Below are 19,400 nucleotides of genomic sequence, written 5' to 3'. Positions count from 1 at the left end.
TCCGTCCTCCGTCGCTGCAGCTGTAGCTAGCGAATATGCCCATCTCGGTGACCTCCCCCGTCTCGCGCGCAGGGGACGAGGGGAAGGATGGGATTTCTGGTGCTGCTGCACATCGTGCGCCTCCTGGGGACTGGGTCGACGAACAGATCCGGGCTGGATCAGTGCGGCGAGGGCCAATCACCTGAAGGGGACCTGGATGGCGGAACTCATCAGGGGTCGAACGTCATAGGCTGACGGACGGCGACATTGCCTCGCCTCATGGGACTTGGGGTCGGTATTGGTTGCCATCGGGCAGGTGGCTGTTCCAGCAGCCACCCGCCCGGCCACATCGGTCAAACGCCTCCCAGCTCTTCCAGTCGCCGGTCGATCACGTTCGGGGTCTCGCTCGCCGGCAGGGCGAACTTCTCCAGTTGGTAGAAGTAGCTCAGGTACTCCTTCATCTCCGGCCCCGTGGTGAACAAGGTGTCCTTGTACGGCTGCTCGATCAGCAACGCGAAGTCGTTCTCGTCCTCGGAGAAGTCGAGGATGGAGAACGAGTTCTTCATGGCCGGGTGGATGCCCTTGGCGAACGGCAGGATCTGGATCGTCACGTGCGGCAACGCGGCGATCTCCTTGATCCTCACGAGCTGGCGCCGCAGCACGTCCTCGGTGCCTATGACCCGGTGCAGCACGGCCTCGTCCATGATGATGAAGATCTCGGGACCACCGGCCTCCAGCACGGACTGGCGGTGCAGGCGGATCTCGACACCCCGCGCGACGCTGTCCTCGTTGGGGGCGTTGGCCGCAACCAGGACGCGCGCGTAGTCCGAGATCTGCAGCAGTCCGGGGACGACGTTCAGCTGACACTGACGAATCCGGACCGCGGACGTCTCAAGCTCGAGAAACCTGGCGAACTGCTCCGAGAAGAAGCCTTTGTACTTGTCCATCCACGCGGAACGCGAGCGCTTGATGGCCCTGGCCATCCCGACGAGCTCGTCGACACGCGCCTTGTCCGTCACCCCGTAGTGGAAGAGCAGGGCCTGGACGTCGGTGACCGAGACCTTGTTCTCGCCCTTCTCGACCCTGATCAGCTTCGAGACCGACCAGTCGAGCGCGTCCGCGACGGCCTGCTGGGTGAGTTCTAGATCGTCCCGCATCTGCCTGAGCTCGTCGAGCAGGCGTTTCTGCAGAACAACGGGACTGTTCACGGCGGTACACATCTCCCCTCATTCTGCGAGGTAGCAGAATGGTAGCGCGCTTTTAGCGCATACTCGTACTGCAGTCAACCATTTGGCCGACTGCAGAGGGAGAGATATCAGGAAAGTGCGCCTGCGCACCGATATGTGATCAAGAATTGACCACACTTTCAGGCGATTGACTCAGGTGCGGGTTACTGCTGTGACGAACGCGAGCCAACTGAAGAGCGACACTTCGAATCGTCGACGGGCATCCTTGGAGTCTCTGACCCACACGGCCGCGCCATTGCTCGCACACTCGACACAGGCCTCGGCACCGCCGCTGCTGTACGAGCTACGGATCCACCTGAGCTCTGAAGCCATTCGCCGCTCCCATCGCACGGGTCCCCGACCGAACCCACCGTCCTCGGCCCGGCCCACCCGCGCGCACCCCGGGAGAGCGGCGGAGGGAACGCCTCCAACCCGACGAGGCCACGACTCAGGGTAAATCAACTTGGACGGTCATCAACACCGCCAGAGGTACGCCGCAGCAAGGGAAAGAGGAGATATTAAGGACACCGCACGTGCAAACTCGTTGACATCACTTGGAATCAAAGCGAGAAGGGTCGGGGCCATGACCGACAGCCAGGCCGTCCGGGAAGGCGAACTGTGGGGCCGCGCGGCCGCGCAGCGAGCGGCACTCGGCGCGAAGATGTCCATGCCCGCCTGGAAGATCGCGATCGAACGCACGGGCATCACGGTGGGCACCAGGGTGCTCGACCTGGCGTGCGGTAGCGGGGAGTTCTGCGCAGCCGCAACGGAAGCGGGCGCCGAGGCGACCGGCATCGACATCTCGCCGGCGATGATCGCGCTGGCGCGGCGGGCGAGCACGGCCGAGTTCCACGAGCTCGCGCTGGGGCGTTTGCCTTGGCAGGACGGCACGTTCGACGTCGTGACGGCGTTCAACGCGCTGTTCTTCGCGCAGGACCCCGACGAGGCGTTCGCGGAGGCGGTCCGGGTCAGCAGGGACCACGTGGTCGTGTGCCAGTGGCACCCGGAGATCCCGAGCGATCTGCTGGTCGTCGGCAGGGCCGTGCGCGGGACGAGCGGGCGCAGGGGCGCGAAGCTGCCCGAGCCTCAGGAAGAACTCACGATCGACATTCCTCTGGTGCATCCCGACGAGGCCACGATGCTGCGCAGCTTCCTGAGCGTGGGCAGCTACCAGCGCATCATCGAGAAGGAGGGCGAGGAGGAAGTCGCAGAAAAAATCAGGGCCGCGGTGGAACCGTTCCGAACCGCGGACGGCGGCTATCGCTTTTCGAACAAGTACCTGATGTCGGTCTTCCGCAAAGATCAGGCGGCGAGCATCTCGTAGCCCGCCGAGGTCAGTGCCGCGGGCCCGGGACGGGTGCTGATCAGGCCCGCGGTCCTCAGGCGCAGGCCCGCGAACTGGTCGGCACAGCACAGGCCGTCGACGAGCAGAGCGCTTCCGGCGATCTCGCACCGGCCGTCGGCGACCGCTCTGAGAACGGCCCGGTCGCGGTGTGTGAGCGATGAATCGGTCATCTTCTTCTCCTAGCGGTGAATCCTCTACTTACTGATACGTCGAAGGAGAAGGTTTCGGTTCGACATCATCGCCGGAGAATTCCGCGCGCACCCCGAGAAGGCGAACGGCCCGGCCGTGGTCGAAGCGGTCCAGCACGACCAGGGCGGCCGCCGCGAGCTCGTCGGCGGAGGACGTCGGCGCGGGCAGCTTCATCAGCCGCACCTTCGTGAAGAACGGCACGAACCGCACCTTCACGCCCACGCGCACGGCAGGACGCCCCTCGGCGACCACGTCCGCGGCCACCTGGTGCGCCAGCGCCACGACCTCTCGGCGGATGTCCTCCAGCGAGGCCAGGTCCTGCTGGAAGGTCTTCTCGTGGGACCGGGACTTCACCACCCACGGCGTCGCGCTCACGACCGTGTCGCCCGCGCCCTGGGCGACGGTCCGGTAGTACGGGCCCATCCGCCGGCCGAAGCGGGCGGCCAGCGCGTCGACCGGTGCCGTCGCCAGGTCCGTGACGGTGACGAGGCCGAGCTCGGCGAGCTTGCGCTCGGTCTTCGCGCCGATCCCCCACAGCGCGGACGTCGGCCGGTGCCCCATCACCTCGGCCCAGTTCTCGCGAGTGAGCTGGAAGACGCCGGCGGGCTTGCCGAACTCCGTCGCGATCTTGGCCCGCAGCTTGTTGTCGCCTACGCCCACGGAACAGTGCAGACCGGTCTTCTCCAGCACCGCCGCCTGCAGCGACCGCGCGAACGCGACCGGATCGTCCGCCGAGGTGCCGACGAACGCCTCGTCCCACCCCATCACCTCGACGACCACGGGGAACGAGCGCAGCACGGCCATCACGTCCGCCGACGCGGCCTCGTACAGCGCGTGGTCGACCGGCAGGTAGACGGCGTCGGGCAGCTTCTTGAACGCGGTCCGCAGCGGCAGGCCCGAGCGCACCCCGAACTCGCGCGCCTCGTAGGACGCGGTGGCCACGACCGCGCGTTCGGTCGGGTCGCCGTTGCCGCCCACCACCACGGGCCTGCCGCGCAACGACGGATCGCGCAGCACCTCGACCGCCGCGATGAACTGGTCGAGGTCCACGTGCAGGACCCAGTCCGCCATGCTGGCCAGAATAGATAATGGGGAGCATGAAACGGTCGGCCGGAATCCTGCTCTTCAGAAAGAACGTGCAGCTGGAGGTGCTCCTCGGGCACATGGGCGGCCCGTTCTGGGCCCGCAAGGACGCGGGCGCGTGGTCCGTGCCGAAGGGCGAGTACACCGAGGACGAGACGCCCGAGGCCGCCGCGCGCAGGGAGTTCGAGGAGGAGCTCGGCCTGCCCGTGCCGGACGGCGAGCTGGTCCCGCTCGGCGAGGCCAAGGGCTCCGGCAAGGTCATCACGGTCTGGGCGCTCGAAGGCGACCTGGACCCCGGGACGGTCACGCCGGGCACGTTCGAGATGGAGTGGCCGCCGAAGTCGGGTCAGCGCAAGACGTTCCCCGAGGTCGATCGCGTTCAGTGGTTCAGTGTGGAAGAGGCGAGCGCGAAGATCGTCTCCGCGCAGCGCCCCTTCCTCGAACGCCTCACGGCCAGATGGAGTTGACCCACAGGTGGTTGTCGATGAACGGGTTCCGGTTGCGCTGGTAGCTGTCGAAGATCACCTGGTTGCGGCGCTTCTCGGCGGCGTCCGGCGGGTCCTGCTGGTTCCACTGCTTCAGCACTGAGAGCTTGCCCATCAACGGCCGCGAGCCGTTGGACACCGAGTCGTTCAGCTCGAGGTCCAGCTGGTCGCCGCTCTCGTAGCGCACCGCCATGTAGAAGAGCATCCGCGCGACGTCACCCTTGACGGCGTCGCGCGGCTGCCAGGAGTCGGAGTCCCAGTAGTTGCCGGGAGCGTTCGGGTAGGCCGAGCCACCGTTGTCGAAGTCGAGGTTGCCGCGGTCGGCGTTGACGCGCACGTCCTCGGGACGCAGGTGGTGCAGGTCGGTGCCGATGCTGTCCGTGGTGTCGAAGCCGCCGTGCGACTGGGGCCAGACGTGCTCGCGGTTCCAGTCACCCGCGTCGCCACCGTTCAACGACTTCGAGCGCGAGATCCCGCTGTAGATCAGGATGACGTTCGCGGAGTTGTTCGGATCCTGGTCGGTGGCCTTCAGGGCGTCCCAGACCTGGGTGTAGCTCAACGTGGTCTGGTTGCGGATGATCGAGTTCAGCGCCGACTTCAACGCCGCACCCTGCTTGTCGCAGGCCGTCGCGTAGTAGGCGATGCAGCCCGAAGGCGGAGCGCTGGTGGTCGGCGGGGTGGTCGTGCTGGTCGGCGGCGTCGTGCCGGCGAACGCGAACGCCGTCGGCGAGGTCAGCCCGGCGTGCGAGAAGTACGCGCTCAGAGAGCCCGTCACGTCGATCTGCTTGCCCAGCAGCGACGGGTTCGTCCTCATGCCCCACGCCGCGCGGAAGGCCGACGGGATCTGCACGTAGACCATGCTCGAAGTGCTGGTCGTGGACGCCGAGTCGGCCAGGGCCAGCGCGTAGTCGTTCGGATAACCCGAACGTATGACGGTCGTCGTGGCCGTGGGCTGGCCGACGACGTAGCCGCGAACGGTGGCCGACGACCCGTTCTGGGTCGCGATCGCCTGCGCCACGGTGAGCGGAGCTGCTGCGACAGCGGCGGTCGACCCGTACAGGCCGACCGCCGCCAGCAGAACGACGACTAAAGCAAGTGGACTCCACCGTGCCATGAGCACTCCCCGATCGTGTGGATGTTTCGCACACGATCGGTGTACATGGTCAACGAATGGTTAACGAGGGGTCACGGCACCAGGACGAGCTTGCCCGTCGTCCGGCCGGACTCGACCAGTTCGTGGGCCTTCGCGGCCCCGGCCAGCGGCACAGCGTGATCGATCTGCACCTTGAGCTGCGGCAACGCGGCGAGATCGGCACCGGACGCGGTGACGCTCAGCAACAGCTCGAACCGGATCCCGAGCTCGGAAGCTCGGTCAACGTCAAAACCCGGGTTGCCGGGAACGACCGACACGAGCACCCCACCGGGCTTGATCACCTTGGCGGACCGCTCGGCGTACTCCCCGCCGATCGTGTCCAGCACGACGTCGACCGGCTCGATCTCGGTGAAGTCCTGGTGGCGGTAGTCGACGACCTCGTCCGCGCCGAGCGAGCGCAGGAAGTCGTGCTTGGCGGCCGACGCAGTGCCGATCACGTACGCGCCCCTGGCCTTGGCGATCTGCACCGCGACGTGCCCGACGCCTCCGGCCGCGGCATGGATGAGCACCCGCTGGCCGGCCGACACCCCGGCCCGGCCGACGAGCGTCTGCCACGCCGTCAGCGCCACCATCGGCACCGCGCCCGCCTGCTCCACGGTCAGCCACGACGGTCGCTTCGCCAGGTTGGACGCCTTCACCACGGCGTACTCGGCGTAGCCGCCGCCCTCGCCGGGGAAGTCGAGCATCCCGTAGACCTCGTCGCCTGCCGCGAACCCTTCACCGTCCTGCTCGACGGTGCCGGCGACGTCCCAGCCCAGCGTGAACGGCGGCTCGCCGAGCGCGGGGAACCCGCCGCCGCGGATGTAGGTGTCGACCGGGTTCACGCCCGCCGCACCCGTCTTGACCAGCACCTGACCCGGTGCGGGCACCGGCACCGGCGCTTCGGCGACCTCCAGCACGGACGCGTCGCCGACGGTGTTCTGCGTGATGACTCGCACGATGATCCCCTTCGATGTTCTCGATGGGCACCATCCTGCAGTTAGCGCCAACTTATCGAAAGTAGGCACTTGAAGGTGACTAACTCTCCCTCAGATACAGGTCGCGGAGCAGTGCGATCTCTGCGAGGTGGTGGATCACCTCGCGGTTGATGTGCAGCACCAGCGTCGCCATGGGCTCCGCCGCGAACGGTCCTTCCGCCGGACCCACGGCCTTCGACAGATCGGCCGTGCGCGCGCCGGCCATCCACGCCTCGTAGGCGTCGTCCAGCTGCTTCAACGCCTCGTCGGCACTCCGAGCGAACTGCCAGGTCGCGTAGTCGGCCGGCGGGCCACCGAAGTGCGACGCCGTGCGCGCGTTGAACACGCCCACGATGATGTGCGCCATCCGCCACGCGATCGTGGTGACCGGTGGCGGCTCGGGCGTCGGGTACTGCCAGTCGATCGAGTTGTCCTCGTGGACGTTCCACGCGCCAGGCACGGGCTCCCAGAAGTACTCCTCGTCCGTCAGCCCTTCGAGCCGCGGCCGCGCCTGCACGGTCCAGTGGAACTCGAGCTGGTCCGTCAACTGCTTGTTCCAGTCCATGCCCCGACCGTAAAACCGTTTGCGGACAACCACCGCCCTGGAAACACTCCGTTCGTGGAAATCCGCACCTCGCGCCCGGAGGACCTCCCCCAGATCGAGAAGCTCCTCGTCTCGCGCATGGACCCCAGCGACGGTGTCGACGCCCGCCTGCTGATGACCGACCCGGACGCGGGGTGCGACTGGGTCGGGGTCGCCGACGACGACGGCCGGATCGTCTCCACCCTCACGCTGATGGACGAGACGATGACGCTCGCCGGCCTGGACATCCCGGCGGGCCAGGTCGAACAGGTCGCCACCGACACCGAGTACGAGGGCCGGGGCCTGGTGCGGCAGCTGATGAGCTGGGCGAACGACAGGTCCGCCGAACGCGGCCACCTGGTCCAGTTCGTGATGGGCGTCCCGTACTTCTACCGCCAGTTCGGCTACACCTACTCGATCCCGATCAAGCAGACCCGGGCTCTCGCCACGAAGCCCGAAGCCGTCGCGGGACACACGATCCGGCCCGCGACCGAAGACGACATCCCCGTGATGAACAGGCTTCAGGACGCCGCCCAGCAGGCCGCGGACCTGCGCATGGGTCACGACACGCCGTGCTGGCGCTGGCTGATCGACCGCACCGGCTCGACCACGTGGATCGTCGAGCGCGACGGCACCGCGGTCGCCACGGGCCGCAGCACTCCGGAGGAGGAGGGCGACGTCGTGCTCGGCGAGATCGCGGGCATCGACGACGACGCCGTGAAGGCCCTGGTTGCACTGGTGAACCCGGCCGAAGTCGGGGAGCGGCACCCGGCGCTGGAGGAGCACCTGGCCGCCAGGCGGGCCGACCTCGACCAGTACCTGGTGCGCATCCCGAGCGTTCCGGAGCTGTTCGAGCACCTGCGGCCGGTCTTCACGCAACGCCTGCGCGGCCATGATCCCGTCGACGTGGTGCTCGGCTTCTACCGCACGCACGTCCGCTTCCGCTGGGACGGCGAGGAGATCGGCCCGTACGAGTGGGGCGGGACGATGCTCGGCCCCGGCTCGCAGGGCGGCGCGGGAATCGCCCCGGACCTGCTGGCGCCGCTGCTGTTCGGCCCGCACGGCATGGACGGGCTGCGCCGGCGGTTCTCCGACGTCTACCCCGGCCCGAACGAAGACCTGATGACCAGGCTTTTCCCGCCGGTCACGAGCGATCTGCTGACCTTCTACCTGGGCTAGCCCAAAATAAACCGAGCGCTCGGTCTAGTATTGGCCGCATGACGACTGTGCAGGAGGCCGCGGCGGTCCGGTACGGCATCTGGGTCGCGTGCCCGGCCGTCGGCGCCGCCGCGGCGTGGGGGCTCTCACTGGTGGCCGGGTGGGTCACGACCCTGGGCTGGTTCCCGTTCCAGGGCGTGTTCGAGCTGGTCACGGACGTGGCGCAGCCGTGGCGGACGATCGGCGCGCTTGCCGTCGGCGCGGTCGCGGGCTTCGTGTTCGCGCTGTTCTGGGCGAGCGAGATGATGTCGGTCGAGGTCTCGCACGCGCGGGTCACGCTGCGCAAGGACGACAAGACGTTCGACTTCGGCCGCGACGAGGTCGAGTCGGTGTTCGCCGACGGCAAGCACCTCGTGCTGCTCTCCCCGAGCGGCACCGAACTGGCCCGCGAGAAGTCCGACCTGAGCACGGCGAGGCTCGAACGGGCGTTCACCGAGCAGGGCTACCGGTGGCGCGCCGCGGACCCGTTCGCGGGCGAGTTCCGGATGTGGGTCGAGCACGCCCCCGAACTGCCGGCGGAGGTGAACGCGCTGTTCACGGCACGCCGGAAGGCCATCTCGAAGTACGAGCACGAGGAGGCCGCAGAATTGGCGCGGGAGATCCGCAAACGCGGCGTCTCCGTGCGGGACGAGAAGAAGAGGCAGTACTACAGGTGCGAACGGTAGATCCGGTCAAGCACGCGGAGAAGAAGCGGCACATCACCGACACCGCGGCGGGGCTCTTCGCCCAGAAGGGCTTCGAACGCACGACCGTCGCGGACATCTGCAAGGCCGCGGACATCAGCACCGGCAGCCTCTTCCACTACTTCCCCACCAAGCGGGCGATCTTCCGCGAGATCTTCGTGCAGGACGCCGAGGACAACGCGGCCGTGTTCGCCAGAGCCCGCGAGCTGAGCCCGTGGGCCGGTGTGCTGCTGATGGTCGATCATCTGTGCGCACCCGCCCTGGACAGGTCCGTCGCCGGGCTGGTGCTGGAGGTCGTGGCTCAGGCCAGCCGCGACCCGGAGCTGTGGGAGCTGGCCGGCGGCAACGAGCAGGTCGTGCGCGACGAGCTGGCCGCCCTGCTGCAACAGGCGCACGACGAGGGCCAGATCGCCCTCCCCGTGAGCGCGCTGACGGCCGCGAGCTGGGTCCAGGGTCTGGTCGACGGCCTGTACGGCAGGCTGATCAACCCCGACTTCGACCCGAACGAACAGGTGAGCACCCTCCGGTTGATCCTTTCCCGATTCGTGGGTGCTCAAGCACCATGAGGGCATGGCTTACGACGTCGCTGCGGTCCGCGCCCACTTCCCCGCGTTGCGCGAGGGTGCCGCGCACTTCGACGGACCCGGCGGCGCGCAGGTGCCCGACGTCGTGGCGGACGCGGTCAGGAACACCCTGATCTCGGCCGTCTCCAACCGGGGCGGCGTCACGGCCGCCGAGCGCCGGGCCGAGGAGATCGTGCGGACCGCGCGGCGCACGATGGCGGAGTTCCTCAACGCCGGCAGCATCGTGTTCGGGCGCAGCATGACGCAGCTGACCTACGACTTCGCGCGCACGCTGTCGAAGAACTGGCGGCCGGGCGACGAGATCATCGTGACCAGGATCGACCACGACGCGAACATCAGGCCGTGGGTGCAGGCCGCCGAGGCCGCGCGGGCCACGGTGCGATGGGCACCGTTCGACCGCACGACCGGTGAGCTGCCCGTCGAGGCGGTGACGAAGCTGCTGTCCGACCGCACCCGCGTCGTCGCGATCACGGCGGCGTCGAACCTGCTCGGCACGCGTCCGGACATCGCGGAGATCGCGCGGGCGGCGCACGAGGCGGCGGCGTTCGTCTACGTGGACGGCGTGCACTACACACCGCACGTGCCGGTCGACGTCGAGGCGCTGGACGCCGACTTCTTCGTGTGCTCGCCGTACAAGTTCCTCGGCCCGCACCTCGGCGTGCTGGCGGCGGCGCCGGAGCTGCTGGAGACGTTGCGGCCGGACAAGCTGCTGCCGTCGACCAACGCCGTGCCGGAACGGTTCGAGCTGGGCACGCTGCCCTACGAACTGCTCGCGGGGACGACCGCGGCGGTCGAGTTCATGCGGTCGCTGGAAGGTCTGGAGGAGTACGAGCTCGGCCTGCGCCAGCAGCTGGAGACCGGGCTGCAGGAGCTCGGCGTGCGCATCTACAGCAAGGCCTCGTCGCGCACACCGACCGTGCTGTTCTCCGTCGACGGGCTGGACCCGGCCGAGGTCTACCGCCGGCTCGGCGCCGAGGGCGTCAACGCGCCCGCCGGCCACTTCTACGCGATCGAGTGCTCGCGGTGGCTCGGTCTGGGCGACAAGGGCGCGGTGCGGGCGGGCATCGGGCCGTACACGGACGAGTCCGATGTGGATCGTCTGCTCCAGGCCGTGGCCAGGCTCAGATGAACAGGACCAGCGCGGCGTAGGCCGCGCCGACGAGCACGCTGACGTTGAGCTTGCGCGTCACTCGTTCGCCGGGGTGTTCGGCGACCAGCGACCGGGCGCGGGCCCACATCAGCTTCTCGCCCGCCTTCTCGTCCGGCAGGTGCGGTGTGGTGAGAACGTCGCCGTGCGGCCCGAACGCGAGCATGAGCTGAGGGCCGGACCGCCGCACGCCGTGCAGCTGCGCCCACGGGACCCGGTAGGTGAAGATGCCGGTGTAGAGCACGACCGAGTTGTGGTCCAGGCGCAGCATCGGCTGGAACCGCGTCACCGCCGACAGCACGCACTGCACGCCGATCAGCCCGAGCACGATCAGCTCCGGGTAGTGCTTCAGCGCGATCAACGCTCCGGCGGCGCCGAGCAGCAGTGCCACGCCCTCGACCCGGCGCCGGTCACCCGGCCAGATCGCGTGCGGCAGGTCGACCGGCGTGCCCGCGGTGACCGGCACGCCGGGCAGGTGTGCACTGTGGACGGTGTGGCGCGGGCGGACGCGGTTCAGCGTGCTCGTCGCCACGACCTCGCCCTCGACCAGCAACGCCACCTGGCCGCCGTGGTGCCACTCCCCCGCGACGAGGACCTCGGCCGGGTCGAGCCGCGGCGGCGGGTCCTCCTCTCCGCGCCACACCCGGCCGAACTGCTCGGTGTCGTGGTAGAGCGGCTCCTCCAGCCCGAGGTCGGCGAGGGTGGTGACCGTGGCCACGTCGTCCTTGCCGTACCGCAGCAGGATCCGGCGCGGCCCGAGCGGACGCGCCTGCACCCGGATCGCCTTCACCGGGCCCGCCCACAACGCGCGGCGGCGGCGTTCCCGGGCGGCCAGCATGATCGCGAAGAACACGGCGGCGCCCCCGATGGTCAGCCACCACGTGACGTCCTCGGGCTCGTTCTCCATCCGCACCCAGGTGCCGTCCGCGAGCACCGGCACCTCGTCGCCGACCCGGTAGGACTCCGGTGCCAGCGGCTGGAACGCGGTGCGCCGGCTGTCCGGCAGCTCCACCCACACCTCGTAGGCGTCCTTGATCTCGACGACCTCGGCGTCGACACGGCTGGCGTTCGCGATGTGCTGCTCGATCGCGTCGTTGGCGAGGCCGTACTGCACGAAGGTCAGGAACCCGAACACGACCAGCAGCACGGCGACCACGCGCAGAACTCCGCGCGGCGGCGGGCGGTCCGGCAGGGAGACGATCGTCGCGCCGGCCGCGTCGTGCTGATCGGCACGCGCCCGGACCGTCCACACCGCGACCAACGCGCACGCGCCGGCGTGCAGCCCGAACGCCAGGTTCGCCGCCGCGCTGCCGTCGAGGGCGATGTCCAGCACGCCGAACAGGACGCCCATCGCACAGCCGGTGAGCACGCGGTTGAACAACAACAGCAACGGTGTCGCCAGCAACGGCACCACCGCGAGGGAGAACAGCGGGTCCGGCGGGCACGGATGCGCGGCGGTGCACGGCGCCTCGTTCGCGCTCGCGGCGAAGTAGAAGGCGGCGATCCACCCACCGACGAGCCCGACCTTGGTCACCCACCACGGAACCGCGGCTGCTTGCCAGCGCTGGACGTCCACGGGACCGATCATGGCACGTCCATTGCTCCGAACGGCGCGGTTCCCCGGCAACGAAGTGGGTATCCGCAGCTCAACCAACACGGAGGTGGACACATGCTGGCCATCATCGCCGCAGTCTCGTTCGGGCTCGCCCTGATCCTGGACCTGGCGAAGGCAGCACTCGGTGAAGTGATCACGGTCAACACCCTGGTCGTGCTCGGACTGTTGCTCCTCGCGTTGCACCTCGCCGGTGTCGGCACCGGCACTCGTTCTTTTGGATGGCGCCGTGCCCGCAGGTAAGACCGTCAACAGCCCCACCAGGTTGCCGAAAGGCGCCTGGTGGGGCGTTCTGAAGCGGACTGTCAAAGAGTTCAACGACGACAACCTCACGGACTGGGCGGCCGCGCTCACCTACTACGCGGTGCTGTCGTTGTTCCCCGGCATCATCGTCCTGACGTCCGTGCTCGCGCTGCTGGGCGACTCGACGACGCAGGAGCTGATGAAGTACGTCGACCAGGTCGCGCCCGGTCAGGCCGGCGACGTGGTCAAGTCGTCCATCGAGGAGCTGCAGAAGAGCCAGAACGCCGCCAGCCTGCTGGGCATCATCGCTCTGCTGACCGCGCTCTGGACCGCGTCGGGCTACCTCGGTGCGTTCATGCGCGCCTGCAACGCCGTCTACGACGTCGAAGAGGGCCGGCCGATCTGGAAGACCGTGCCGCTGCGCCTCGCGCTGACGCTCGGCTCGGTGGTGCTGGTGTCGCTCACGCTCGGCGCGCTCGTGCTGACCGGCGGCGTCGCGGACGCGGTCGGCAACGCGATCGGCCTCGGCGACACCGTGGTCACGGTCTGGGACATCGCGAAGTGGCCGGTCATCCTGCTGCTCGTGAGCCTGGCGTTCGCGATCCTGTACTGGGCGGCGCCGAACGTGCGGCAGCCCGGCTTCCGCTGGGTCAGCCCCGGCAGCCTGCTCGCGATCGTGCTGTGGGCGCTCGCGACCGTCGGCTTCGCGATCTACGTGGCGAACTTCGCGTCGTACAACAAGACCTACGGCTCACTCGGTGGTGTGATCGTCTTCCTGGTGTGGTTGTGGATCTCGAACATCGCCGTGCTGCTGGGTGCCGAGTTCGACGCGGAGCTGGAGCGCGGCAGGAGGCTCGCGCAGGGCGAGAGGGACCCCTCACCCGAGCCGCGTGATCTCCCCGGGTAGCTCGGCCTCGACCGCGGTCCACACCCCGTCGGGCCCGGGCTCGATGCGCTCGCTGGTGTCTCCGGGGACCAGCACCCACAGCTGGTCCTCCTTGGACAGCCACACGACGCCGATGCCGTCGGCCCGGGAACTCGTCGCGTACTCGTAGGACTTGCGGAACACGTCGCCGCCGTTGCGGTCGGTGACCCGCACCTCGCTGGAGCTCTCGGCGTGCGCGACGAACTTCCCGCTCGGCGACTGCTTGGGCGCGCCCGGTCTCGCGAACCGGTCCTCGCCGTCGCCACCGCAGCCGGTGAGGACCAGGAGCAGGGCGACGAGCGCCGCCAAGGCCCTCATGACGGTTCGCTGCGGGAATTGCCGTGCCTCATACCGCCAAAGGTAGCCAGGGTGATCTTCCGTGCGGGGGTGTTCCGGAAGAGCTTTACGACTCTGTGGCCCGACCGGGATCTCCCGTTGAGGTGTCGCGAGGCGCGGGCACGCGGAACAGGCAGCCGACGCACGGCATCCCGGAGGGCTGGTCCAGCAGTTCGGCTTCGCCCTCGTGGATGAGCTCGCCGCAGTACGCGGTCAACGCCACGTGCGTGTCGTTGTCGGGCACCGGTACGAGGTGGCAGGTGCGTTGCGTCTCTCCTACGACGCCCGCACGCTTGCGGACCAGCAAGACGGGCATGCTCATGTCTTCACCTCAGCGTCGTCCACTACACACACGACGGCGTGCGTGGTGGCGTAGAACTTGAGCCTGTACGGGCCGGAGTTCTTCTCTGCCGCTGCCGCGCAGAACAGTTCGGGGCTGACCTCGTCCGAGCGCGGCGTTCGCTCTGCCAGGTCGATCATCCCTGCATCGTGCGGGCCTCCCGACGAAATGGGGAGGGTTCTATACGATTTGCGGGTGCTGTATGCGGAACCCGCATACAGCGGCTACCGGAGCTGGGCGGTGAGTTCGGCGATCGCCGGTGCAGCGGCCCACGGCCCGAGCCTGGCCAGCTCGTTCACGATGAGCTTCGACCCCGTAGCACGGGCCAGGTCCAGCGCGACGAACCCCAGCTCGACGGCCCGGTCCACGTCACCGCTGGCGGCGTGGGCGTAGGCGAGGGTGGCCGTGTGCACGCCCTGTTCCCACTGGCAGGCGCTGCCCCACCGCGGCATGAGCTGCGTGTAGACGTCGATGGCGCGGCGGTGGTCGGCGAGGTCGACGAGGCTCGCGGCACGTTGCAGCTGGACGTGCAGGCCGGTGAAGCAGTAGCCGATCGAGTACTCGTCGGACTGTGGCGGACGCACGTCCAGCACCAACGCCTGCGCGAGGTCGAACCGCGCCATGCACGCGTCCTGGCCCGCCCGTGCGAGACCGCGCGCCTCCTGCCGCAACGCCATCGCGCGCACGACCGGGCTCACCCCGGTCTCGCGCTGGGCGGCGCGCGCCAGGCCGATGACGCGGTCGTCGTCGCCGTCCGCCTCCGCGAGCTGGCTCAGCCGCACGTAGCAGTACGCGACGACGTCCCTGTCGTCCGCGGCCTGCCCCTGCTCCAGCGCCCGCGACGTCCACGCGGTCGCGTTGCGCATGTCGCCGACCTCTTCGTGGAGCCAGCCGTAGAACTCCGCGTACATCGCGCCCGTGCCGAGCAAACGCCGGCGGATTTCGCCACGCGCGTTGCGCCGCAACGCGTCGATGACGTCGTACATGCTGCGGACAGCGGGCATGAGAGCGCCGGTCGCACGCCAGTTGTGCGCGTCGTTGACGATCCGGCGCAGCACGAGCAGCTGGCTCACCGCGTCGTCATCGCTGTCCGCGTTGAAGACAGCGGAGGCGCACAACGTCATGAGCGCCTTGCCCTCCATGCCGACGACCAGGTCGCCCGACCGCATCGGCACCGTGCGGTCGGTCAGCCCGAGCAGGTGGGCGGGAACGCCGAGCAGTCGTTGCAACGTGCGCAGGACACGCAGGTCGTAGGCGATGTTGCTGCCGGACTCGAGCCGCGAGATCGCCGACTGGGAGAACCCGGCCAGCGCCCCCAGCTCGTCCTGGCGCAGACCGTGGGCCTTGCGGGCGATCGCGATCACGGCGCCGGGCGACTCCGCGGCGACCGCGTCCCGCACGGCCTGCGACTCCCAGGTGGACGGCGGCAGCACCGGCAGCGGTCCGTCCGGGACGACGACGCCGTTCACAGCGGGGTTGCTCAACCTCAACGCCTCCCACGGTCGGGTCCGCCATCATGCCGCTCGCGGCGAAATCGCTCCACCTCGTCTCGGCAGCCGGCGAAACCGACTATCCTGCGCCCGTGATCAAGGACTTCGGTGCCGGTGTCGGACTGCTGCTGCGCGGGTTCAGACTGGTGTTCAGCTCCCCCAAGCGCGTGCTGGTCGGCGCGTTGCCCGCGGTCATCACCGCCGTGCTCATGATCACCGGGTGGGTGTTCCTGTTCACGAACATCGACTCGATCGCCGACTGGCTGACGGGCTTCGCGGACTCGTGGAGCGGCACCTGGAAGAGCGTCGTCGAGGTCGCCGTCGGAATTTCGGTGATCGCGGCCGGGCTCGGCCTGAGCGTGCTGCTGTTCACCGCGATCACGATCATGATCGGCGGCCCGTTCTACGAGTACATCTCCGAAGAGGTCGAGGACGAGCTCGGCGGTGTGCCGGAGGCGGAGCAGATCGGCTGGTGGCGCGGGTTCGTCGTGGGGCTGCGCAGCACGATTCTGCTCGTCGGCACGTCGATCCTGTTCGCCGTCCCGCTGTTCCTCTGCGGGTTCATCCCCGTCATCGGGCAGACGGTCGTGCCCGTGCTGGCCGTGTGCATCAACGGCTACCTGCTCGGCATCGAGCTCACCGGCATACCGTTCACCCGCCGCGGCCGGTCGTTCAAACAGCGCAGGCAGATCCTCGCGACGCGGCGCGGGCTGGTGCTCGGGCTCGCCGTGCCCACCTACCTGCTGTGCCTGGTCCCGCTCGCCGCCCTGGTCGTCATCCCGGCGGCGATGGCAGGCGGCACGGTGTTGTCGCACCGCCTGCTCAACGGGAACCGCGCTACCGCGTGAACGGCAGCCAGGCCTGCTGGGCGAGGCCGTTGCGCGCGTTGACCTGCACGCCGGCGTTCGAGATCGACCACAGCTGGTCGCCGATCACGATCGTGCGCCGCTGCCCGCCGCCGTAGTCCTGACTGGACGGTTCGACGATCTTCCCGCTGTCGCGCAACTGGTTGCCGTCGACGCGCAGCACCAGCGAGGAGACCTCGTAGTAGGTCTTGTTCGACGCCACGGGGATCACCAGGGTGCCGTCCTGCGGCCAGAAGAGGAACGCGTGCGGGTCGAACTGGGCCTCGGAGCTGGTGCCGGGCAGGTGGTACTGCGCGACGCGCTGCGGTGACGCCGGGTTGGCCACGTCGAACAGCGACACCTGGGTGCCCGTCGTCCGGCCCTGGTCGGTCGCCTCCTGGCCGACGCCGATGAGCTTGCCGTCCCCCGCCGGGTGCAGGTAGGCGGAGAACCCGTTGATCTTCAGCTCGCCCAGCACCCTGGGCTGCCTGGGATCGCTCAGGTCGAGCGTGTAGAGCGGATCGGTCTGCCGGAACGTGACGACGTAGCCCATCCTGCCGATGAACCGCACGCTGTAGATCCGCTCGCCCTTGCCCAGTCCGCCCGCCTGGCCGAGCTTCGCGAGCTGGTTGCCCTCGCGGCGCAGCGTGGTGACGAAGCTCTCCGACTGCCGCGGTGCGGGTTGCTGCTGGGGCAGCAGCTCCGTCGGCATCCGCCGGCAGCACCGGGTCTCGGTGCCCGTCGTGGTGGCGACGCGCAACACGCCGTCGTGCTCGGACAGCGAGTACTGGTTGAGCAGCGTGCCGTTGACGTCCCCGGACGCGACGTGCTTCGGCGGTCCGGGCGCGCTGATGTCGAACTGGTGGATCGCGGTCGTGATCGGGCGCTGAACCGGTGGCCGGGACGGGAGTTCGGGCAACAACCGGTGGTCGTCGGCGATGTAGAGGCTGCGGTCGGTGCCGTAGACGGTGTCGCCGTCGGCCACGATCGACACCGGCTGACCGGTGCCGAGCTCGCCGGAGAGCTCGAACGTCAGCACGGTCAGCATCGAGGTGCCCGAGTGCACGACGGGGTGGCTGACGTTCGCGCAGTCCACCAGGGTTCCGCTGGACTTGGCGCCGCCCTCGTTGAGCTCGTAGCGCGGCAGCCACGACGTGATGGGCTCGCTCTGCAGGATCTCCTTGTTGCGGCGCAACGACCCTGCTTCGTTCGTCGTCTGGTCCGGGTACACCCAGGGCATGCGCGGCTGCGAGCGGACGACGACGCGGGCGGTGCCGCCGATCTGGCGGGCGTCGAGGTAGAAGCCGTCGGTCTTGAGGCTGCTGATCTCCTTGAGCCCCTTGAGGTCCACGAGGATCAGCTCGGTGCCGGACTGGGGGATGAACGACGGGGGCTCGGGCCTGGGCGTCGGCTTCAGGACCGGCATGGGGCCCTCGGTGACCACGAGCGCGCGGTCGCCGGAGACCAGCAACTGGCTCGCGCGGCGCTCGCCGAGGTCGACGGTGCCGGTGAGGGCCTTGCTCGCGACGTCGATCACGCGCAGCTTGCCGTCGGCGATGGAGACGACGCGTTTTCCGTCCGTCTTCACGATGTCCGGCTCGTCGACGCCCTGCTCGTGGACGTTCGTCGTCGAGTGGCCCTGCTGTTGAGCGGGCGGCGTGGCGGCCGTGGGCGCGTCCGGCGTGCTCTTCTGCGCGACCCCCGCGCTGCTGTCCGTCGCCATGCCCTCGGCGAACATGATGTTGCCGCCCCCGAGGCCGTACGCGCTGACGTAAGGGGCCATGGCACGGCGCAGTTCGGCCACGGCGTTGTCGCAGGAGTCGAACGCGACGAGACGCACGGGCCCGTAGTCCACGATCGGTGGTGGCGCGGGGGTTTCGTCCCGCACCGCGGAGCTCACGCACACTCCGGCGACGGCCAGCACGGCGGCACCGGCCAACAGCTTCTTGCCGTTCATGTCATCAGGACGTAAGCGAGGCCGGGAAGGGTTGCCGCCCTTCCCGGCCTTTTCTCTACAGCTGGGCCTGGATCTGCGCCGCGTAGGCGGAGACGCGGGCGTAGACGCCGGGGTAACCGGCGGCCGCACAGCCTTCGCCCCACGACGTGATGCCGATCAGCTTGCCGCCGGCCACGAGCGGGCCGCCGGAGTCGCCCTGGCACGTGTCGGTGCCGCCCTGGGGGTAGCCGGCGCACACCATGTGCGTGGCGTTGAAGTCGCTGCCGTACGAGCTGGAGCAGCTGGAGTTGCTGGTCAGCGGCACGGTGGCCCGCAGCAGGTAGCGCGAGGCCGAGCCGCCGGAGGACGTGGTGCCCCAGCCGAGGATCGTCGAGCTGGTGCCCGCGGCGTAGAGCGCGCTGTCCGCCGAGGTGGCGAACGGGATCGGGGTCTGCGACAGGTTGCGGTCGAGCGTGAGCACCGAGACGTCGTAGCCGAGGGTCACGTCGCGGTAGCTCGGGTGGATCCAGATCCTCGTGACGCGGGCGACGGTGCCGGCGGTGGAGTTCTTGTCGTCGCGGCCCGCCACGACCCGCACCGCGGACGCGGAGTCGCCCTGGGTGCAGTGCGCGGCGGTGACGACCTTGTTGGGAGCGACGAGGGTGCCGCCGCAGTACTGGAAACCGCTGCTCGTGGCCAGGTAGACGACCCAGGGGTAGGTGGACGTGCTCGCGCGCGTGCCACCGACGATCTGGGTGCCGAACTCGCCGTCGGCCGTGGGTTCCGGAGCTGCTTCGGCCACGCTGACGCAGGCCAGGGACAGCGTTGCCGCCGCCAGTGCCGCGCCGAGCAGTGACCGGAGGCGGTGCAGGGTTGCCGCCATGATCGTCTCCTTCTTCTGTTGTGCCGCCGGCTGCAGGGCCGGTGGTGATTAAAGAAAGACATGAGTCCATCCGGACGGGGTAGGGCTGGTCCGCGTAGGCCATTCGGCCGCGCACACCCGCGCGTGATTGGATCGACCGCGAACAACCCCGTTCCGAGA

Annotated in this window: 23 protein-coding genes; 9 read left to right on the top strand and 14 right to left on the bottom strand. The window is 68.9% G+C overall.

What is annotated here, in order from left to right:
* Positions 1–332 precede the first annotated feature (332 nt).
* Positions 333–1,187: a helix-turn-helix domain-containing protein gene (locus ORI60_RS32435; RefSeq protein WP_266041808.1), complete on the bottom strand. Its 855-nt coding sequence runs from the start codon at positions 1,185–1,187 to the stop codon at positions 333–335.
* A gap of 171 nt (positions 1,188–1,358) precedes the next feature.
* Positions 1,359–1,538: a DUF397 domain-containing protein gene (locus tag ORI60_RS32430; protein WP_266041807.1), complete on the bottom strand. Its 180-nt coding sequence runs from the start codon at positions 1,536–1,538 to the stop codon at positions 1,359–1,361.
* Positions 1,539–1,788: 250 nt separating this feature from the next.
* On the opposite strand from ORI60_RS32430, the gene ORI60_RS32425 reads away from it, so the two are divergent.
* Positions 1,789–2,529: a class I SAM-dependent methyltransferase gene (locus ORI60_RS32425; RefSeq protein ID WP_266041806.1), complete on the top strand. Its 741-nt coding sequence runs from the start codon at positions 1,789–1,791 to the stop codon at positions 2,527–2,529.
* Here ORI60_RS32425 and ORI60_RS32420 read toward each other — a convergent pair.
* Positions 2,508–2,720: a hypothetical protein gene (locus tag ORI60_RS32420; protein ID WP_266041805.1), complete on the bottom strand. Its 213-nt coding sequence runs from the start codon at positions 2,718–2,720 to the stop codon at positions 2,508–2,510. The genes ORI60_RS32425 and ORI60_RS32420 overlap by 22 nt on opposite strands.
* A 28-nt stretch (positions 2,721–2,748) precedes the next feature.
* Positions 2,749–3,810 carry a DNA polymerase IV gene (locus ORI60_RS32415; RefSeq protein WP_266041804.1) on the bottom strand — a complete coding sequence of 354 codons (1,062 nt, stop codon included), beginning with the start codon at positions 3,808–3,810 and terminating at the stop codon, positions 2,749–2,751.
* Between the two features lie 26 nt (positions 3,811–3,836).
* On the opposite strand from ORI60_RS32415, the gene ORI60_RS32410 reads away from it, so the two are divergent.
* Positions 3,837–4,289 (top strand): NUDIX domain-containing protein, encoded by a 453-nt coding sequence (locus ORI60_RS32410; protein ID WP_416234525.1) that lies wholly within the window; start codon positions 3,837–3,839, stop codon positions 4,287–4,289.
* On the opposite strand, the gene ORI60_RS44645 is transcribed toward ORI60_RS32410, so the two are convergent.
* The 3 genes from ORI60_RS44645 to ORI60_RS32390 all read right to left on the bottom strand — a co-directional run bounded on the left by ORI60_RS44645 (position 4,270) and on the right by ORI60_RS32390 (position 6,981).
* A complete protein-coding gene (locus ORI60_RS44645; RefSeq protein ID WP_323055965.1) occupies positions 4,270–5,421 on the bottom strand; it encodes an endonuclease in 1,152 nt (383 codons plus the stop codon). The two genes, ORI60_RS32410 and ORI60_RS44645, sit on opposite strands and share 20 nt — an antisense overlap.
* A 71-nt stretch (positions 5,422–5,492) precedes the next feature.
* Entirely contained in the window at positions 5,493–6,398 is a 906-nt protein-coding gene (locus ORI60_RS32395) for an NADP-dependent oxidoreductase (RefSeq protein ID WP_266041802.1), read from the bottom strand.
* 79 nt (positions 6,399–6,477) lie between these two features.
* Positions 6,478–6,981, bottom strand: a complete 504-nt coding sequence (locus ORI60_RS32390) for a DinB family protein (protein WP_266041801.1) — start codon at positions 6,979–6,981, stop codon at positions 6,478–6,480.
* A 54-nt stretch (positions 6,982–7,035) separates the two neighbouring features.
* Here ORI60_RS32390 and ORI60_RS32385 point away from each other — a divergent pair, with 54 nt between their 5' ends.
* Genes ORI60_RS32385 through ORI60_RS32370 form a run of 4 tightly spaced genes read left to right on the top strand, consistent with a single transcriptional unit; the run spans position 7,036 to position 10,613 of the window.
* On the top strand, positions 7,036–8,178 hold the full coding sequence (locus tag ORI60_RS32385) for a GNAT family N-acetyltransferase (RefSeq protein ID WP_266041800.1): 1,143 nt from the start codon (positions 7,036–7,038) through the stop codon (positions 8,176–8,178).
* A 38-nt stretch (positions 8,179–8,216) separates the two neighbouring features.
* A complete protein-coding gene (locus tag ORI60_RS32380) occupies positions 8,217–8,882 on the top strand; it encodes a hypothetical protein (RefSeq protein WP_266041799.1) in 666 nt (221 codons plus the stop codon).
* Positions 8,870–9,466 carry a TetR/AcrR family transcriptional regulator gene (locus ORI60_RS32375; RefSeq protein WP_266041798.1) on the top strand — a complete coding sequence of 199 codons (597 nt, stop codon included), beginning with the start codon at positions 8,870–8,872 and terminating at the stop codon, positions 9,464–9,466. The genes ORI60_RS32380 and ORI60_RS32375 overlap by 13 nt, the downstream gene beginning before the upstream one ends.
* Before the next feature lie 4 nt (positions 9,467–9,470).
* Positions 9,471–10,613 carry a cysteine desulfurase-like protein gene (locus ORI60_RS32370; RefSeq protein ID WP_266041797.1) on the top strand — a complete coding sequence of 381 codons (1,143 nt, stop codon included), beginning with the start codon at positions 9,471–9,473 and terminating at the stop codon, positions 10,611–10,613.
* Here ORI60_RS32370 and ORI60_RS32365 read toward each other — a convergent pair.
* Complete coding sequence (locus tag ORI60_RS32365; protein WP_266041796.1) at positions 10,606–12,219, bottom strand: hypothetical protein; 1,614 nt, start codon at positions 12,217–12,219, stop codon at positions 10,606–10,608. The two genes, ORI60_RS32370 and ORI60_RS32365, sit on opposite strands and share 8 nt — an antisense overlap.
* Positions 12,220–12,300: 81 nt before the next feature.
* Here ORI60_RS32365 and ORI60_RS32360 point away from each other — a divergent pair, with 81 nt between their 5' ends.
* Both ORI60_RS32360 and ORI60_RS32355 read left to right on the top strand, forming a co-directional pair.
* Positions 12,301–12,486 carry a hypothetical protein gene (locus tag ORI60_RS32360; protein ID WP_030476799.1) on the top strand — a complete coding sequence of 62 codons (186 nt, stop codon included), beginning with the start codon at positions 12,301–12,303 and terminating at the stop codon, positions 12,484–12,486.
* A complete protein-coding gene (locus ORI60_RS32355; protein WP_266041795.1) occupies positions 12,473–13,393 on the top strand; it encodes a YihY/virulence factor BrkB family protein in 921 nt (306 codons plus the stop codon). Before ORI60_RS32360 ends, ORI60_RS32355 begins: the two co-directional genes overlap by 14 nt.
* Here the strand turns inward: ORI60_RS32355 and ORI60_RS32350 are convergent.
* The 4 genes from ORI60_RS32350 to ORI60_RS32335 all read right to left on the bottom strand — a co-directional run bounded on the left by ORI60_RS32350 (position 13,364) and on the right by ORI60_RS32335 (position 15,571).
* On the bottom strand, positions 13,364–13,729 hold the full coding sequence (locus ORI60_RS32350) for a hypothetical protein (RefSeq protein WP_266041794.1): 366 nt from the start codon (positions 13,727–13,729) through the stop codon (positions 13,364–13,366). The two genes, ORI60_RS32355 and ORI60_RS32350, sit on opposite strands and share 30 nt — an antisense overlap.
* A gap of 85 nt (positions 13,730–13,814) precedes the next feature.
* Entirely contained in the window at positions 13,815–14,069 is a 255-nt protein-coding gene (locus ORI60_RS32345) for a hypothetical protein (protein WP_266041793.1), read from the bottom strand.
* Positions 14,066–14,227, bottom strand: a complete 162-nt coding sequence (locus ORI60_RS32340; protein WP_266041792.1) for a hypothetical protein — start codon at positions 14,225–14,227, stop codon at positions 14,066–14,068. Before ORI60_RS32340 ends, ORI60_RS32345 begins: the two co-directional genes overlap by 4 nt.
* An 84-nt stretch (positions 14,228–14,311) precedes the next feature.
* Positions 14,312–15,571 carry a helix-turn-helix domain-containing protein gene (locus tag ORI60_RS32335; RefSeq protein WP_266041791.1) on the bottom strand — a complete coding sequence of 420 codons (1,260 nt, stop codon included), beginning with the start codon at positions 15,569–15,571 and terminating at the stop codon, positions 14,312–14,314.
* 98 nt (positions 15,572–15,669) lie between these two features.
* On the opposite strand from ORI60_RS32335, the gene ORI60_RS32330 reads away from it, so the two are divergent.
* Positions 15,670–16,425 (top strand): EI24 domain-containing protein, encoded by a 756-nt coding sequence (locus ORI60_RS32330; protein WP_266041790.1) that lies wholly within the window; start codon positions 15,670–15,672, stop codon positions 16,423–16,425.
* Here ORI60_RS32330 and ORI60_RS32325 read toward each other — a convergent pair.
* Both ORI60_RS32325 and ORI60_RS32320 read right to left on the bottom strand, forming a co-directional pair.
* Complete coding sequence (locus ORI60_RS32325) at positions 16,415–18,379, bottom strand: beta-propeller domain-containing protein (protein ID WP_266041789.1); 1,965 nt, start codon at positions 18,377–18,379, stop codon at positions 16,415–16,417. The genes ORI60_RS32330 and ORI60_RS32325 overlap by 11 nt on opposite strands.
* Before the next feature lie 55 nt (positions 18,380–18,434).
* The gene (locus ORI60_RS32320; protein WP_266041788.1) at positions 18,435–19,241 is read right to left on the bottom strand and encodes a S1 family peptidase; all 807 of its coding nucleotides are present in this window, start codon (positions 19,239–19,241) and stop codon (positions 18,435–18,437) included.
* Positions 19,242–19,400 lie beyond the last annotated feature (159 nt).

It is taken from the genome of Lentzea sp. NEAU-D7 (assembly GCF_026242055.1).
GTDB lineage: Bacteria > Actinomycetota > Actinomycetes > Mycobacteriales > Pseudonocardiaceae > Lentzea.
The sequence above is the reverse complement of the archived record's forward strand: the minus strand, read 5'-3'. Positions and strand labels throughout refer to the sequence as shown.

What these genes read in the sequence shown, in the direction of transcription:
- ORI60_RS32430 (WP_266041807.1), bottom strand. Translation starts at nt 1,538, where the DNA reads ATGGCTTCAGAGCTCAGGTGGATCCGTAGCTCGTACAGCAGCGGCGGT.
- ORI60_RS32425 (WP_266041806.1), top strand. Translation starts at nt 1,789, where the DNA reads ATGACCGACAGCCAGGCCGTCCGGGAAGGCGAACTGTGGGGCCGCGCG.
- ORI60_RS32420 (WP_266041805.1), bottom strand. Translation starts at nt 2,720, where the DNA reads ATGACCGATTCATCGCTCACACACCGCGACCGGGCCGTTCTCAGAGCG.
- ORI60_RS32415 (WP_266041804.1), bottom strand. Translation starts at nt 3,810, where the DNA reads ATGGCGGACTGGGTCCTGCACGTGGACCTCGACCAGTTCATCGCGGCG.
- ORI60_RS32410 (WP_416234525.1), top strand. Translation starts at nt 3,837, where the DNA reads ATGAAACGGTCGGCCGGAATCCTGCTCTTCAGAAAGAACGTGCAGCTG.
- ORI60_RS44645 (WP_323055965.1), bottom strand. Translation starts at nt 5,421, where the DNA reads ATGGCACGGTGGAGTCCACTTGCTTTAGTCGTCGTTCTGCTGGCGGCG.
- ORI60_RS32390 (WP_266041801.1), bottom strand. Translation starts at nt 6,981, where the DNA reads ATGGACTGGAACAAGCAGTTGACGGACCAGCTCGAGTTCCACTGGACC.
- ORI60_RS32380 (WP_266041799.1), top strand. Translation starts at nt 8,217, where the DNA reads ATGACGACTGTGCAGGAGGCCGCGGCGGTCCGGTACGGCATCTGGGTC.
- ORI60_RS32370 (WP_266041797.1), top strand. Translation starts at nt 9,471, where the DNA reads ATGGCTTACGACGTCGCTGCGGTCCGCGCCCACTTCCCCGCGTTGCGC.
- ORI60_RS32365 (WP_266041796.1), bottom strand. Translation starts at nt 12,219, where the DNA reads ATGATCGGTCCCGTGGACGTCCAGCGCTGGCAAGCAGCCGCGGTTCCG.
- ORI60_RS32360 (WP_030476799.1), top strand. Translation starts at nt 12,301, where the DNA reads ATGCTGGCCATCATCGCCGCAGTCTCGTTCGGGCTCGCCCTGATCCTG.
- ORI60_RS32350 (WP_266041794.1), bottom strand. Translation starts at nt 13,729, where the DNA reads ATGAGGGCCTTGGCGGCGCTCGTCGCCCTGCTCCTGGTCCTCACCGGC.
- ORI60_RS32345 (WP_266041793.1), bottom strand. Translation starts at nt 14,069, where the DNA reads ATGAGCATGCCCGTCTTGCTGGTCCGCAAGCGTGCGGGCGTCGTAGGA.
- ORI60_RS32340 (WP_266041792.1), bottom strand. Translation starts at nt 14,227, where the DNA reads ATGATCGACCTGGCAGAGCGAACGCCGCGCTCGGACGAGGTCAGCCCC.
- ORI60_RS32325 (WP_266041789.1), bottom strand. Translation starts at nt 18,379, where the DNA reads ATGAACGGCAAGAAGCTGTTGGCCGGTGCCGCCGTGCTGGCCGTCGCC.
- ORI60_RS32320 (WP_266041788.1), bottom strand. Translation starts at nt 19,241, where the DNA reads ATGGCGGCAACCCTGCACCGCCTCCGGTCACTGCTCGGCGCGGCACTG.